Below are 15,006 nucleotides of genomic sequence, written 5' to 3'. Positions count from 1 at the left end.
GCAAGTGGTTTTAGGGCTATAAATTTGAATTGAAAGGGCGGCTGTCCCGCCCCTGGAGTTTGCAGATGAACAACACGAACCCACCCCGCAAGCAGACGGGTCGGTTGATGACGCCGGTGAGACTGGGAGTTGTCGCGGTAGCCGCGTGTTTTCTTGCGGCACCGGCGCTGTCCAACCCGGTCAATCCGACGGTCGTCAATGGCACGGCGAGTTTCAACCAGGTCGGCAACGTGCTGACGGTCACCAACAGCAACGGCGCCATCATCCACTGGGACAAGTTTTCGATCGCCGCCGGCGAGAAGACGCATTTCCAGCAAAGCTCCGCCTCCTCCAGCGTCCTCAACCGGGTCTTGAGCGACCCCACGGCGATCTACGGCACCCTGAGCTCCAACGGCCGGGTCTGGCTCATCAACCCGGCCGGCATCATGGTTGGCGCCGGCGGACGGGTCGACACCGCCGCCTTTGTCGCCAGCACGCTCAACATCCGGAATGAAGACTTCCTCGCCGGACGGCACCTGTTCATCAACGACGGCACCGCCAAGGACGTCATCAACCAGGGCGAAATCAGGACGCCCGCCGGCGGCAGCGTCTATCTCATCGGCGCCAACGTCAAAAACGAAAGCGTCGCCGGCGAAGCCAACAGCGGCATCATCACCACCCCGGGCGGCGAAACGATACTGGCCGCCGGCCAGACCGTCAGCCTGATCGACAGCGCCCTGCCCGGCATCAAGGTTGACATCACCGGCGCGACCGGCAACGCCACCAACCTTGGCACCATCACGGCCGAAGCCGGCCGCATCGGCATCGCCGGCGTCATCGTCAAGAACAGCGGCACGCTCAACGCCAGCAGCGTCGTCAATGAAGGCGGCAGGATATTCCTCAAGGCCAGCCAGGACGCCTATGTCGACGGCAACGGTCGCATCGTCACCACCGGCACCAAGGGCGGACAAGTGGAAGTGCTGGGCAACCGGGTGGCGGTGATGGACAAGGCCAGCATCGACGCCAGCGGGACGACCGGAGGCGGCACGATCAAGGTCGGCGGCGACTACCAGGGCAAGAACCCGGAGATCCAGAACGCGAACATCACCTGGTTCGGACCGGAGGCGAGCCTGAAGGCGGACGCCACGGAAGTCGGCGCTGGCGGCACGGTGATCGTGTGGGCGGACGACACGACGCGGGCCTACGGCAGCATCAGCGCACGCGGCGGCGCCAGTGGTGGTGATGGCGGGTTTGTGGAGACGTCGGGAAAGCGCTATCTGGATTTCCTGGCGACGGTTGACACTTCTGCACCCAACGGCAAGACCGGAACGCTGTTGCTCGACCCGACGGACATCACCATCGTCACGACGTATGGCGGCCCTAGCTACGGCAGCTTCTATGGCGGAGTCTTCGACGGCGGTACGGATGGTGCTTCGACCATGGGTTGGGACTACATCAATGGCCAGCTATCGAGCACCAATGTCGTCATTCAAACATCATCGACGGGTTACGGCAGCGGCGACATCAGTGTGACCGGTGCGGGTGTGCTGTCCGGAAGTGCCAACTCCCTCTCATTGCTCGCAGAACGGCACATTACTCTCGCCAACAATGCATCGATCTATCATTCCGGCACCGGCAACCTGACACTGGTAGCCGGCTGGCTGCCCGCGAGCGGATATGCCAGCCCGACGGCCACCAATACCGCCGGCAACATCACCATCAATACCGGAGCCAACATCGGCACCAACCTCGCCGGCAGCGGCAGCATCGTGCTCAAAGCCAAAGGCGCTTTGAGCATCACCGATGCCGCGGTCGCCGCCGGTGGAACCATGAGTGTCGGGGCGGAGTCCATCACCATCAACGCCGTTACGTCCAATGCCAGTCTGATGTCACAAGGCAACCAGACCATCACGGTGGGCGCCGGCGCGGCAAACGGCAGCGTAACGATGACCTCCACTGTTGGCGAGGCGCGGCTTTCCACCTACGGTTCCCAGGTCATTACCTTCAGCGGCAGTGCCGCCAACACGCTTCAATTGCAGGGCAGCAACAGCAATACGACATATGGCGGCAATGCGGCGCGGATCGAGGCGGGCGGCACCCAGACCATCACCAAGACCGCGGGCAGCCTGGCCATTTCCGTGATAGCCGGTACCGGCACCGCAACCTACGGCGGGTCGTCCTACAACGATTACGGCGGTCCGGGGCAGACGCTGATTTGCGCGAGCTGCGCCACGCACAACGAGGCCCAGATTCGCAGCACCGGCGCCCAGACCATTAACGCCACGGCGATCACGATTACGGGCGGCGGCGGCGGCAACGGCAACTGGGCCGGCATCGAATCCAAGTCGACGTCGAACGTGACGGCCAGCGGCGCAATCACCATTACCGGCGGCACCAGCGGCGGCGTGTATTTCGGTCCCGACCTTGAGGTGAGCAATGACGCCGGCATCAGCGCCGACGGCAACCTGAGTGTCTCGGCGGCAAGCATTGCCCTCAATGGCGGCAGTGCGGCCTACGGTGGCGCCTATATCGGCGGCAAGTCATCGGTCACCGTCAGCACCACCGGCAACCTCACGCTGACTGGCGGTTCGACAGCGGCGCAAGGCGCTGCATTGACCTATGCCGATTCCACGCCCAATACTCTCAAATGGCTGGCGCCAGCCGTTATCGGCTCCGATGCCGGCAGCCTTGTCAATGTCACGCTCAATGTCGGCGGTGACCTGACGCTTACTGGCGGTGCCATAGGTCAGGATGGTGGTTCGATGGCCCTGATCGGCGGCGCGAATAACACCCCAGTGAATCTCGTCATTAATAGCCGTGCCATTACGCTGAATAGTGCCAACGCGTTGGCGGATCGCATCGGTAGCAAGGCGGGGGGCACGATCAGCCTGCATTCGGGAGTGGGCGGCACCGGCAGCATGACGCTGGGCAAGGGTCTCATTGGTACCGGCTATGGCATGGGCGGCTCGGTACTGCTTGATTCCACGGGCACAGGCCCCGGGGTCTTCCAGACCGCTGGCGGCATGATCGTCACCGACTGGCTTACCGCGACAGCGACCGGGGCCGGACCGGTTGATTTGTTGAGTATCGAGAACCGGGTCGACAACTTCGACGCTACCACGAGTACCGGGCTCGTCACGTTCAAAGCGCAGAGCGTCGGACTGGGAACGATTAACTCCGGCACCGGGGGAGCCGTTATCGCGGCGTTTTACGACATCCACGACAACAACGGCAGTGCCATCAATATCAGCGGGCCGACGGTCAGTCTGCAAAGCCTTTATGGAGGATCCGCCGGGAGTCTGGCCATCAGCGCTGATGTCGCCGCAACAAGCAGCATTGTTGCCCAGGTAGATGGCGGCTCCGCCAACGGCGGCATCCGCATTGCCAATACCAGCGCCGCTCAACCGAGCTCTGTAACGCTTACCGACAATGCTTCCGCCGGAACGTCCGCGAGTTTTACGCAGAACTTCACCGGTACCGGAACCCTGACGGCAACAGGAAGCTTTTCCCTGACGGCACTGTACGGCGGTGACATCAGCCTTGTGAGCAACGATGGATTGAATTATTCCTCCGCCACCTTCAACACCGGTGGCGCCGGTTCCATCGGTCTTGGTGCGAGCGGTTTGCTGGCCATATCCGGGGCGCTCAGTGTGGGCAACAACGACCTTTTGCTGGCGGGATCGACGGTCAACATTGCTGCGCCGGTCACCACCACAGCCGATCTTCTTGTCGCCGGCAGCGCCGTCGCCGTCAATAGCAGCGTCTCCGCACTGGATGTCGGCTTGGTCGCCGGCAGCCTGACCGTCGGCAACGGCAGCGGCATCCACGCCACCAACAGCTTGGTGGGCGTCGTAGCGAACGACGTCACCATCAACGGCGGGTATATCAAGACGACGACAGGCGACCTGGAACTGATGGTGGGAGGCAATCTCAACATTGGCAACGCCAGCTACGGCGGCTACATCTGGGCGGGCTACAACCAGTCGGTGGCGTACTTCCCTGACGCCAGCATCCTGGTGGGAGGCAACCTGAAGCTGAACAACGGCGCGCACATCAACGCCGCCAACGACGTGTATCTGGACCTGATGGGATCCGCCTCGACGCTGGTGCTGAACGACGGCACGGTCGGCTACTCGCCCTCCTACATCCTGTCCGACATCGGCACCGGCATCCCGGCGACCACGCACCTCGCCTTCGCCGGCCGCAGCAGCGGCGGCGTCATGATCGACGGCAAAGAGACCACCACCACGGTGGTGGGCGGCAGCGGCTTCTTTGCCGTGAACACCAGCACGCCGGCCGTCGCGGGCGCCGGCCTGCAAATCGCCTACTCCGGAACCACCCTGGACATCTGCGTCCTCAGTCCGAGCCTGTGCAAACCCCCGCCCCCCACCGATACCCCGATCGACAAACCGCCGCCGAGCTTTGAAATCACCGGGCCGGGCGGGACCCAGCCGGGAAGCGGGACGGGTGGCACCACCGCGGGCGGCACCGAAGGCAGCTTCGGCGGCGACGACAGCGGCGGCAACGGCGACAAGAAAGATGACAAGAAAGACGACAAGGACAAAGACAAGAAAGCGGACAATGGCAAGGACGGGAAAAAAGATGACAAGCCAGGCCAGAAGAAAGTTGCCCAGTGCTCGTAAGCCGGAGGGAAGCATGATGCGAACCCTCCTGGCCGCCCTGGCCCTCAGCCTGGTGTCCATCCCGGCCGTGCACGCGGCCCCGGCGGGCCAGATCACGCACCTGTCGGGCACCCTGTCGGCCAAGCGGGTGGACGGCACCAGCAAACTGCTCAGCGTCAAGTCGGAAGTCCTGGAAGGCGACACGCTCAGCACCGAAGCCGAGACCTACGCGCGGATCAAGTTCGTGGACGGCGGCGAAGTCGTCCTGCGCCCCGGCACCCAGCTCAAGATCGAGAACTACGCCTACAACGCCGCCAAGCCTGAAAACGACAACATCGTCATGAACATGTTCAAGGGCGGCCTGCGGGCGGTAACCGGCTTGCTCGGCAAGCGCAGCCGGGAGAAGGTCAGCTTCCAGACCGAGACGGCGACCATCGGCATCCGCGGCACGCACTTTGGCGCGCTGCTGTGCCAGAACGACTGCGGCGGGGTACCGACCACGGGAGGCAAGCCGCCGCCCAACGGGCTGCATGTGGACGTCACCAACGGCTCGATCAGCATGAGCAACCGGGCTGGCACGGTACAGATCAACGCCGGGCAATTCGGCTTCGTCGCCAACCCGAATGCGCCGCCGACGATCGTGCCGCCGCAACAAGGCATCCAGGTCACGATGCCCAGCTCGATCGCACAGAACAAGGGCGGCGGCAAGGGCATCGGCAAGGGCGACGATGCCGAGTGCAAGATGTAGGAAGGTTTGAAACACAGCAAAAACGCCGGCCGTCGGGAGACTGCCGGCGTTTTTGTCATGAATTCCTGTTTTTGAGGTTTCCCCCGTCGTGAGTGTGACTTACTCCCTGACACACAAGCAGTTTTAGGATATAAGTGTGGCATAAACGGGCTACCATCCTGCTTCAGGAGTTTGCAGATGAACAACACGAACCCACCCCGCAAGCAGACGGGTCGGTTGATGACGCCGGTGAGACTGGGAGTTGTCGCGGTAGCCGCGTGTTTTCTTGCGGCACCGGCGCTGTCCAACCCGGTCAATCCGACGGTCGTCAATGGCACGGCGAGTTTCAACCAGGTCGGCAACGTGCTGACGGTCACCAACAGCAACGGCGCCATCATCCACTGGGACAAGTTTTCGATCGCCGCCGGCGAGAAGACGCATTTCCAGCAAAGCTCCGCCTCCTCCAGCGTCCTCAACCGGGTCTTGAGCGACCCCACGGCGATCTACGGCACCCTGAGCTCCAACGGCCGGGTCTGGCTCATCAACCCGGCCGGCATCATGGTTGGCGCCGGCGGACGGGTCGACACCGCCGCCTTTGTCGCCAGCACGCTCAACATCCGGAATGAAGACTTCCTCGCCGGACGGCACCTGTTCATCAATGACGGCACCGCCAAGGACGTCATCAACCAGGGCGAAATCAGGACGCCCGCCGGCGGCAGCGTCTACCTCATCGGTGCCAACGTCAAAAACGAAAGCGTGGCTGGCGAAGCCAACAGCGGCATCATCACCACCCCGGGTGGCGAAACCATACTCGCCGCCGGCGCAACAGTCAGCCTGATCGACAGCGCCCTGCCCGGCATCAAGGTTGACATCACCGGCGCGACCGGCAACGCCACCAACCTTGGCACCATCACGGCCGAAGCCGGCCGCATCGGCATCGCCGGCGTCATCGTCAAGAACAGCGGCACGCTCAACGCCAGCAGCGTCGTCAATGAAGGCGGCAGGATATTCCTCAAGGCCAGCCAGGACGCCTATGTCGACGGCAACGGTCGCATCGTCACCACCGGCACCAAGGGCGGACAAGTGGAAGTGCTGGGCAACCGGGTGGCGGTGATGGACAAGGCCAGCATCGACGCCAGCGGGACGACCGGAGGCGGCACGATCAAGGTCGGCGGCGACTACCAGGGCAAGAACCCGGAGATCCAGAACGCGAACATCCACCTGGTTCGGACCGGAGGCGAGCCTGAAGGCGGACGCCACGGAAGTCGGCGCTGGCGGCACGGTGATCGTGTGGGCGGACGACACGACGCGGGCCTACGGCAGCATCAGCGCACGCGGCGGCGCCAGTGGTGGTGATGGCGGGTTTGTGGAGACGTCGGGAAAGCGCTATCTGGATGTGGCCGGCATCAAGGTGAACACCGCGGCGGCAAACGGCAGCGTTGGAAGCTGGCTGCTCGATCCGACCGACATCACCATCGTGCATTCCGCCAGCTCGGGCAGCGCGACGTTTCCGGGCACCATTTTTGACAACGGCGGCGGCACGACAGCCACGCTCAACGATTACGACATCAACGCGAACCTCGCGAGCAACGACATCACCATCACGACCAGCAGCTACGGAGGCGGGACCGGCGACATCAAGTTCGATGCCTCGGGCGGCAGCATAGCCATCACCAATGCTTCGGCAATCGCGCGAACCCTCACCCTCACCGCCGACAACGACATCAAGTTTGTTGGTGGCACGACCACTTTCAATACCACCGCCGCGGGTTCGCTCGGCATCAACTTCAATCCCGCGGCCAACCGCAAGGTCGAAGTACAGTCGGGCGCGACGCTGACGTTTTCCGGCGCATCAGCCGGCGCCGTGGTGGCCGCCTACATGGGCGGAGCGGCCACCGGACGGTCCTGGGAGAATTACGGCACCCTCAACCTGAACGGCGAGTCGTACCTCGACCTTTACAGCAGTGCGTACTCGACGCTGAACAACAAGAGCAGCGGAGTGTTGAACATCAACTCCACGCATGGCTGGCCGATCCAGAGCGAGAACACCGGGCAGGCGGGGCAGATCTACAACGATGGTGTTGTCAATTTCGCCGACAGCAGTGCGTTTGAAGCCCAATACAACCAGAGTGCGACCGGCACCCTGAACATCGCCGCCAATACGCTGCTGTCGATGCAGAACGCAGGGACCCTCTATGGCGGCGTCAATATCGGCGCCGGCGGCACTTTGCTGCTTTCGGAAGTGCATGGTGGCGCCCGGACGTTCTATGACGCCAGTATTGCCGGTCCCGGTACCCTGAATCTGGGAGTCGCGACGACCTTTGTCAATTCGACGATGAGCGGCGGCATTCTGGCAAATACGGCTGGCGGTCTCGGCGTTCCGGGAAGCGGTCTGGCCTTTTCCGGAAACATGACGTTCGCTTCAACATCCACCGTCACATTCGTGGCCGGCACCTACAACTTCGGCACGCTGCGCGTCGTCGCCGGCTGGGACGGCAGTTCGTCCCTGACCGCGCCCGTGACGCCGAACGCGGGCAACATCAGCATTCCGGCGGGCGTGTTCATGTCCGCCAGCGATGTGTCGATGCGTACAGGCAGCGGCGGCATATCGCAGGCATCGGGCGGAGCGATTACGGCGAACTCCCTGGTTGCGACATCCTATGGCTCGGGAACCGTGGGTTTCAGCGGCAACAACAAGGTCGATTACGTGACCTTGTATTCGACCGGCGATCTGAACTACAACTCCTACAAGAGCTTTCATCTGGTCAAGGCCACGGCAAGTACCGGGCCGGGCGTCGTGATTACCACAAGCTCCGGTTCGCCTTACGGAGGCAACGTTTATCTGGGCGAGATTTCATCGGGCACCGCCGCCTCGGTCAGCGCCTACGGCGGCATCTACGACGACAACGGCAGCGGGGTGGTGAACATCACGGCCGGCACCTCGGCATCGCTCACCAGCTTTGGCGGTACGGCCGGAGCTCTGGCGATAAGTTCCGACGTGAAGGCGGCCAGCGCAACCAATGCCACGGTTGCCGCCGGCTCAAACTACGGCGGCATCCGCATCTGGGCGATTGACAACATGCCCGGCGGCAACATGAACCTTACCGACAGCGCTTCGTATCAGCCGTCAATCGGGTTCTATCACAGCGGTTCCATCGCCAATCCGGGGATTGTCAATCTGAATGCCGGCGCCAATGGCGACATGCTGTTTGCGGTCGGCGGTGATTTGACCGGGGCACCGAACATTACCGTGGCTCCGGTTAACGGCAAGCTCATCCTTGCGGCAGGGGGGACGTTGAGCCTGCCCGCAGCATTTGGTTCGTCGACCTACAAACTGGGTTTGCTGGGCAACAGCGTGGTTATCAATGGCGCCGTGCAGGGGAAAGAGATAGCACTCGGGGCGGGATCATTGACGATCGGCAGTGGCGGTTCGCTTGCCGCGGCGGGGACTTTTGTGGGCGTCGTAGCGAACGACGTCACCATCAACGGCGGGTATATCAAGACGACGACAGGCGACCTGGAACTGATGGTGGGAGGCAATCTCAACATTGGCAACGCCAGCTACGGCGGCTACATCTGGGCGGGCTACAACCAGTCGGTGGCGTACTTCCCTGACGCCAGCATCCTGGTGGGAGGCAACCTGAAGCTGAACAACGGCGCGCACATCAACGCCGCCAACGACGTGTATCTGGACCTGATGGGATCCGCCTCGACGCTGGTGCTGAACGACGGCACGGTCGGCTACTCGCCCTCCTACATCCTGTCCGACATCGGCACCGGCATCCCGGCGACCACGCACCTCGCCTTCGCCGGCCGCAGCAGCGGCGGCGTCATGATCGACGGCAAAGAGACCACCACCACGGTGGTGGGCGGCAGCGGCTTCTTTGCCGTGAACACCAGCACGCCGGCCGTCGCGGGCGCCGGCCTGCAAATCGCCTACTCCGGAACCACCCTGGACATCTGCGTCCTCAGTCCGAGCCTGTGCAAACCCCCGCCCCCCACCGATACCCCGATCGACAAACCGCCGCCGAGCTTTGAAATCACCGGGCCGGGCGGGACCCAGCCGGGAAGCGGGACGGGTGGCACCACCGCGGGCGGCACCGAAGGCAGCTTCGGCGGCGACGACAGCGGCGGCAACGGCGACAAGAAAGATGACAAGAAAGACGACAAGGACAAAGACAAGAAAGCGGACAATGGCAAGGACGGGAAAAAAGATGACAAGCCAGGCCAGAAGAAAGTTGCCCAGTGCTCGTAAGCCGGAGGGAAGCATGATGCGAACCCTCCTGGCCGCCCTGGCCCTCAGCCTGGTGTCCATCCCGGCCGTGCACGCGGCCCCGGCGGGCCAGATCACGCACCTGTCGGGCACCCTGTCGGCCAAGCGGGTGGACGGCACCAGCAAACTGCTCAGCGTCAAGTCGGAAGTCCTGGAAGGCGACACGCTCAGCACCGAAGCCGAGACCTACGCGCGGATCAAGTTCGTGGACGGCGGCGAAGTCGTCCTGCGCCCCGGCACCCAGCTCAAGATCGAGAACTACGCCTACAACGCCGCCAAGCCTGAAAACGACAACATCGTCATGAACATGTTCAAGGGCGGCCTGCGGGCGGTAACCGGCTTGCTCGGCAAGCGCAGCCGGGAGAAGGTCAGCTTCCAGACCGAGACGGCGACCATCGGCATCCGCGGCACGCACTTTGGCGCGCTGCTGTGCCAGAACGACTGCGGCGGGGTACCGACCACGGGAGGCAAGCCGCCGCCCAACGGGCTGCATGTGGACGTCACCAACGGCTCGATCAGCATGAGCAACCGGGCTGGCACGGTACAGATCAACGCCGGGCAATTCGGCTTCGTCGCCAACCCGAATGCGCCGCCGACGATCGTGCCGCCGCAACAAGGCATCCAGGTCACGATGCCCAGCTCGATCGCACAGAACAAGGGCGGCGGCAAGGGCATCGGCAAGGGCGACGATGCCGAGTGCAAGATGTGACTTGCCCCGAAGGGGAATTCCAAGTCCGCAAAGCGACCTGCCCCCGAAGGGGAATCCCAAGTCCGCAAAGCGAGTCGCCGTACCGCCGGCGCCGACTTTCCCGGCGCAGTGACTCAAGAAAACCGGCCGTCGAAAGACCGCCGGTTTTTTACTTCTGCTTCGGCAGTCGTCCCATCAGATAAAACTCGTCATTCGGTCGCATGCTTGTCATGTTCGCCATGCGATTGCTGAGTCCGAAAAACGCCGCCACGGCGCCGATGTCCCAGATGTCCTCGTCGCTGAAGCCATGTCCGTGGAGGGTGTCGTAATCGGAATCGCCGATGGCGCCCGAATCCAGCGCGACCTTCATCGCGAAATCCAGCATGGCTTTCTGGCGCGGGGTGATGTCCGCCTTGCGGTAGTTGACGGCGACCTGATCGGCGACGAGCGGGCTCTTCGCGCGGATGCGCAGGATGGCGCCGTGGGCGACCACGCAGTACTGGCAGCCGTTGGCATTCGAGGTGGCGACCACGATCATTTCGCGTTCGGCCTTGGTCAAGCCGCTGTCCTTTTCCATCAGCGCGTCGTGGAAGGCGAAGAAGGCGCGCCACTCGGCGGGGCGGTGCGCCAGCGCAAGGAACACGTTGGGGATGAAGCCGGATTTTTCCTGGACCTCGAGGATGCGGGCGCGGATGTCTTCCGGCAGGTCTTCGAGTTTCGGAACGGGAAAGCGGCTGATGGATTGGGTGCTCATGCTGTCCTCATTGAGTTTGCCTTGATGTCGGCGTATTTTACGGGTTCCCCGACTGAAACCAAGGAGACCTGCATGAACAAGTCCCAGGAAAAAAAGAGCCCAAGAAAGACCGACGAGCAGGCGCAGTTCGACAGCCTTCTGCCGTCCGAACCCTTCACCCGCCGTTCCTTCATCGCCACCGCCGTCGGCGCCGGCTTTGCCCTCGCGACGCAGCCTATCTCGGCGCAGACGGTAATCAAGACCGACAGCGAAGGCTTGATTGCCGGCGACATCAAGGTGCCTGCCGCCGATCGCGAATTGCCGGGCTATCGTGCCATGCCGGCCGGTGGCTCAAAGCTGCCGACGGTGCTGGTGATCCATGAAATCTTCGGCGTGCACGAGTATCTGCGCGACGTCTGCCGTCGATTGGCCAAGGCCGGCTATCTGGCAATTGCGGTGGACATGTACATCCGTCACGGCGAAACGGCGAAGATGAGCAATGTTCAGGAAATCCTGGCGGGTCCGGTGGCTTCGGCCACGGATGCCGAGCACATGGCCGACCTTGATGCGGCCGCCGCCTGGGCGGCAAAGAACGGCGGCGATCCGCAGCGCCTCGCGGTGACGGGCTTCTGCCGCGGCGGACGCACGACGTGGCTCTACGCTGCGCACAATCCGGCTTTGAAGGCGGCAGTGGCGTGGTACGGGCATCTCGAAATGGCGCCGACCGCGCGCCAGCCGAAGCACCCGATCGATCTGGCGGCCCAGATGAAGGCGCCGGTACTGGGCCTGTATGCCGGCAAGGATCAGGGCATCACGCTGGACCAGGTCGAGGACATGCGGGAGGCGCTGAAAAAGGCCGGCAGCAAATCGCAGATCCATGTCTATCCCGACGCACCACACGCGTTTCATGCGGACTACCGGCCGACCTACCGCAAGGAGCCGGCCGAGGATGGCTGGAAGCGATTGCTGGAGTGGTTCAGGCAGAACGGCGTCTGAGACCGTAGCGACGGCGGACGATCAGTTCGACGTCGCCAGTCGTGCCAGCGCGGCACGGCCGGACAGCAGGTGGTCGCGCATGCGCTGCCCCGCCAGGTCGGCATCCTTGAGTCGCAGGGCTTCGAGGATCGCGCGGTGCTCGGCCAGCGATTGCTTCAGGCGGCCTTCCAGTCGCAGCGAGTCGCGGCGGGTGAGCTTGATGACCTTGCGCGCGTCATCGATCAGTTGCGCCAGATAGCGGTTGCCGGCGATGGTCTGCAGGGCGGCGTGGAAGCGCTGGTTGGCTTCGAAAAAACGGTCGGCATCGTTGGCCGCCGCATGCCGTTCGAGTTCTTCGTGGATGGCGGCAAGATGGGCAAAGTCGGCGCTGGTGGCACGGCGAGCCGCCTCTTCGGCAACCCGGCCTTCGAGCAGGGCCATGACCGGGAAGACTTCGTCGATGTCCTGTTCAGACAACTCGGTGACGTAGCAGCCGCGACGCGGCTTGAGTACCACCAGGCCTTCTGCGGCGAGCACTTTCAGGGCTTCGCGCAGCGGCGTGCGGCTGATGCCGTACTCCGATGCGAGCGCTTGCTCATCGATCCAGCCGCCGGGTGGCAACTCATGCGCGAAGATGCGGCTGCGCAAGCGCTCGGCCACCTGTTCGTACAAGGCGGGCGCGGTAAGAATATGTGACGATGGTCTTGCATTCATAATTATGGATGCAGTATCATGGCTCCTTGTCAGGAAGTCAAGCGGATTGAAAACGAAGTTTCAGTGGAGGCTATCGCCGGCATCATCGGCGTTAAGCGCAGCGGCCGTAACTAAAAGGAATGAACATGAGCAAGGCATCCGAAGTCAGCATCCCCTCGCTTGAAGCCTGGGCCAAGGCGGCGGCGAAATCGGCGCCCGGCGGCGATCTGTCGAAACTCGACTGGGTCACGCCGGAAGGCCTGACGGTCAAGCCGCTCTACACCCGGGCCGATGTCGAGGGCCTGCCCTGGGCCGACACGCTGCCCGGTTTCGCGCCCTTCCTGCGCGGGCCGCAAGCCACCATGTACGCGGTGCGGCCGTGGACCATCCGTCAATATGCCGGCTTTTCGACGGCCGAGGCGTCCAACGCCTTCTACCGGCAGGCGCTGGCGGCCGGTGCTCAGGGCGTGTCGGTGGCCTTCGACCTGGCAACGCATCGCGGCTATGACTCGGACCATCCGCGCGTCACCGGCGACGTCGGCAAGGCGGGCGTGGCGATCGATTCCGTGGAGGACATGAAAATCCTGTTCGACGGCATTCCGCTCGACAAGGTCTCGGTGTCGATGACCATGAACGGTGCCGTGCTGCCGATACTTGCCGGCTACGTGGTCGCCGCCGAAGAGCAGGGCGTGACGCAGGAACAACTCTCGGGCACGATCCAGAACGACATCCTCAAGGAGTTCATGGTCCGCAACACCTACATCTTCCCGCCCGAGCCGTCGATGCGCATCATCGCCGACATCATCGGCTACACCGCGCAGAACATGCCGAAGTTCAACTCGATCTCGATTTCCGGTTACCACATGCAGGAAGCCGGCGCCACGCAGGCGCTGGAACTTGCCTTCACCCTGGCCGACGGCCGCGAGTACGTCAAGACGGCGATTGCCAGCGGCATGGACGTCGATGCCTTCGCCGGACGCCTGTCCTTCTTCTGGGCGATAGGCATGAACTTCTACCTCGAGATCGCCAAGATGCGTGCCGCGCGCTTGTTGTGGTGGCGGATCATGGACGAGTTCAAGCCGAAGAATCCGAAGTCGATGATGCTGCGCACCCACTGCCAGACTTCGGGATGGTCGCTGACCGAGCAGGACCCGTACAACAATGTGGTGCGCACTACGATCGAGGCGATGGCCGCGGTGTTCGGCGGCACGCAGTCGCTGCACACCAATTCGCTCGACGAAGCCATTGCGTTGCCTACCGAGTTTTCGTCGCGCATCGCGCGCAACACCCAGCTCATCATCCAGGAAGAGACGCACATCACCAGCGTCATCGACCCCTGGGCGGGCAGCTACATGATGGAAAAGCTGACCCAGGACATCGCCGACGAGGCCTGGCGCATCATCGAGGACGTAGACAAGATGGGCGGCATGACCCAGGCCGTACAAAGCGGTTGGGCCAAGCTGCAGATCGAAACCTGCGCCGCGCAGAAGCAGGCACGCATCGACTCCGGGCAGGATGTCATCGTCGGCGTGAACAAGTACAAGCTGAAGGAAGAAGCCCCGATCGAGACGCTAGATGTCGACAACCACGCCGTGCGCGACGCGCAGATCGTGCGCCTCAAGCAGATTCGCGCCACGCGCGACGGCGCCGCCGTGCAATCGGCGCTGGCGGCGCTGACCGAGGCGGCAAAAACAGGCCAGGGCAACCTGCTCGACCTGGCGATCAAGGCCAGCCGGCAGCGTGCTACAGTCGGCGAAATTTCGGACGCACTGGAAGCCGTCTGGGGCCGGCATCGCGCCACCAACCAGACCGTTTCGGGCGTCTATAGCGCCGCCTTCGGCGAGGACGGAACCATGCAGGAAATCCGCGACCTGATCGACAATTTTGCCGCCGCCGAAGGGCGCCGTCCGCGCATCATGATCGCCAAGCTCGGCCAGGACGGCCACGATCGCGGCGCCAAGGTGGTGGCCACGGCCTTTGCCGACCTCGGCTTCGACGTCGACGTCGGCCCGCTGTTCCAGACGCCGGAAGAAGCCGCGCGCCAGGCCATCGAAAACGATGTGCATGCGATCGGCGTTTCCACGCTGGCGGCCGGGCACAAGACGCTGGTGCCGGCGCTGGTCAAGGCCTTGCGCGAGCAGGGCGCGAACGACATCGTGGTCTTCGTCGGCGGCGTGATTCCGGCGCAGGACTATGGCCAGTTGTACAAGGACGGGGCGGCGGGCATCTTCGGCCCCGGCACGCCGATTCCGCAATGTGCCCACGAGGTGCTGCGCGCCATTCGCGCCGCACACCTGCCGGCCAGCGCCTGATCTG

At 63.4% G+C, this 15,006-nt stretch carries 9 protein-coding genes; 7 read left to right on the top strand and 2 right to left on the bottom strand.

Going from position 1 to position 15,006, the window contains the following annotated elements:
• Positions 1-65: 65 nt before the first annotated feature.
• The 5 genes from SUTH_RS18735 to SUTH_RS17185 all read left to right on the top strand — a co-directional run bounded on the left by SUTH_RS18735 (position 66) and on the right by SUTH_RS17185 (position 10,310).
• The gene (locus SUTH_RS18735; protein WP_052473751.1) at positions 66-4,622 is read left to right on the top strand and encodes a beta strand repeat-containing protein; all 4,557 of its coding nucleotides are present in this window, start codon (positions 66-68) and stop codon (positions 4,620-4,622) included.
• Positions 4,623-4,635: 13 nt separating this feature from the next.
• Positions 4,636-5,349, top strand: coding sequence for a FecR family protein (locus tag SUTH_RS17195; protein ID WP_197539616.1), 714 nt, complete (start codon positions 4,636-4,638; stop codon positions 5,347-5,349).
• Positions 5,350-5,526: 177 nt separating this feature from the next.
• Entirely contained in the window at positions 5,527-6,684 is a 1,158-nt protein-coding gene (locus SUTH_RS17190; protein ID WP_052473750.1) for a two-partner secretion domain-containing protein, read from the top strand.
• Positions 6,611-9,583 carry a beta strand repeat-containing protein gene (locus tag SUTH_RS18730; protein WP_148312968.1) on the top strand — a complete coding sequence of 991 codons (2,973 nt, stop codon included), beginning with the start codon at positions 6,611-6,613 and terminating at the stop codon, positions 9,581-9,583. Before SUTH_RS17190 ends, SUTH_RS18730 begins: the two co-directional genes overlap by 74 nt.
• A 13-nt stretch (positions 9,584-9,596) precedes the next feature.
• Entirely contained in the window at positions 9,597-10,310 is a 714-nt protein-coding gene (locus tag SUTH_RS17185; protein WP_197539616.1) for a FecR family protein, read from the top strand.
• Positions 10,311-10,458: 148 nt separating this feature from the next.
• Here SUTH_RS17185 and SUTH_RS17180 read toward each other — a convergent pair whose 3' ends face one another.
• Complete coding sequence (locus tag SUTH_RS17180; RefSeq protein WP_041101008.1) at positions 10,459-11,043, bottom strand: peroxidase-related enzyme; 585 nt, start codon at positions 11,041-11,043, stop codon at positions 10,459-10,461.
• 72 nt (positions 11,044-11,115) lie between these two features.
• Between SUTH_RS17180 and SUTH_RS17175 the strand changes: the two genes are divergently transcribed.
• The gene (locus SUTH_RS17175; protein WP_084207483.1) at positions 11,116-12,018 is read left to right on the top strand and encodes a dienelactone hydrolase family protein; all 903 of its coding nucleotides are present in this window, start codon (positions 11,116-11,118) and stop codon (positions 12,016-12,018) included.
• A 21-nt stretch (positions 12,019-12,039) separates the two neighbouring features.
• On the opposite strand, the gene SUTH_RS17170 is transcribed toward SUTH_RS17175, so the two are convergent.
• A complete protein-coding gene (locus SUTH_RS17170) occupies positions 12,040-12,669 on the bottom strand; it encodes a GntR family transcriptional regulator (RefSeq protein ID WP_231851062.1) in 630 nt (209 codons plus the stop codon).
• A gap of 167 nt (positions 12,670-12,836) precedes the next feature.
• Here SUTH_RS17170 and scpA point away from each other — a divergent pair, with 167 nt between their 5' ends.
• Positions 12,837-15,002 carry a methylmalonyl-CoA mutase gene (scpA, locus tag SUTH_RS17165; protein ID WP_041102537.1) on the top strand — a complete coding sequence of 722 codons (2,166 nt, stop codon included), beginning with the start codon at positions 12,837-12,839 and terminating at the stop codon, positions 15,000-15,002.
• Positions 15,003-15,006 lie beyond the last annotated feature (4 nt).

This window comes from Sulfuritalea hydrogenivorans sk43H (assembly GCF_000828635.1).
In the GTDB taxonomy this organism is placed as follows: domain Bacteria; phylum Pseudomonadota; class Gammaproteobacteria; order Burkholderiales; family Rhodocyclaceae; genus Sulfuritalea; species Sulfuritalea hydrogenivorans.
Note: the sequence above shows the minus strand (reverse complement) of the source record. Positions and strands in the feature narration are given on the sequence as shown.

What these genes read in the sequence shown, in the direction of transcription:
- SUTH_RS18735 (WP_052473751.1), top strand. Translation starts at nt 66, where the DNA reads ATGAACAACACGAACCCACCCCGCAAGCAGACGGGTCGGTTGATGACG.
- SUTH_RS17180 (WP_041101008.1), bottom strand. Translation starts at nt 11,043, where the DNA reads ATGAGCACCCAATCCATCAGCCGCTTTCCCGTTCCGAAACTCGAAGAC.
- SUTH_RS17190 (WP_052473750.1), top strand. Translation starts at nt 5,527, where the DNA reads ATGAACAACACGAACCCACCCCGCAAGCAGACGGGTCGGTTGATGACG.
- SUTH_RS17175 (WP_084207483.1), top strand. Translation starts at nt 11,116, where the DNA reads ATGAACAAGTCCCAGGAAAAAAAGAGCCCAAGAAAGACCGACGAGCAG.
- SUTH_RS17185 (WP_197539616.1), top strand. Translation starts at nt 9,597, where the DNA reads ATGATGCGAACCCTCCTGGCCGCCCTGGCCCTCAGCCTGGTGTCCATC.
- scpA (WP_041102537.1), top strand. Translation starts at nt 12,837, where the DNA reads ATGAGCAAGGCATCCGAAGTCAGCATCCCCTCGCTTGAAGCCTGGGCC.
- SUTH_RS17195 (WP_197539616.1), top strand. Translation starts at nt 4,636, where the DNA reads ATGATGCGAACCCTCCTGGCCGCCCTGGCCCTCAGCCTGGTGTCCATC.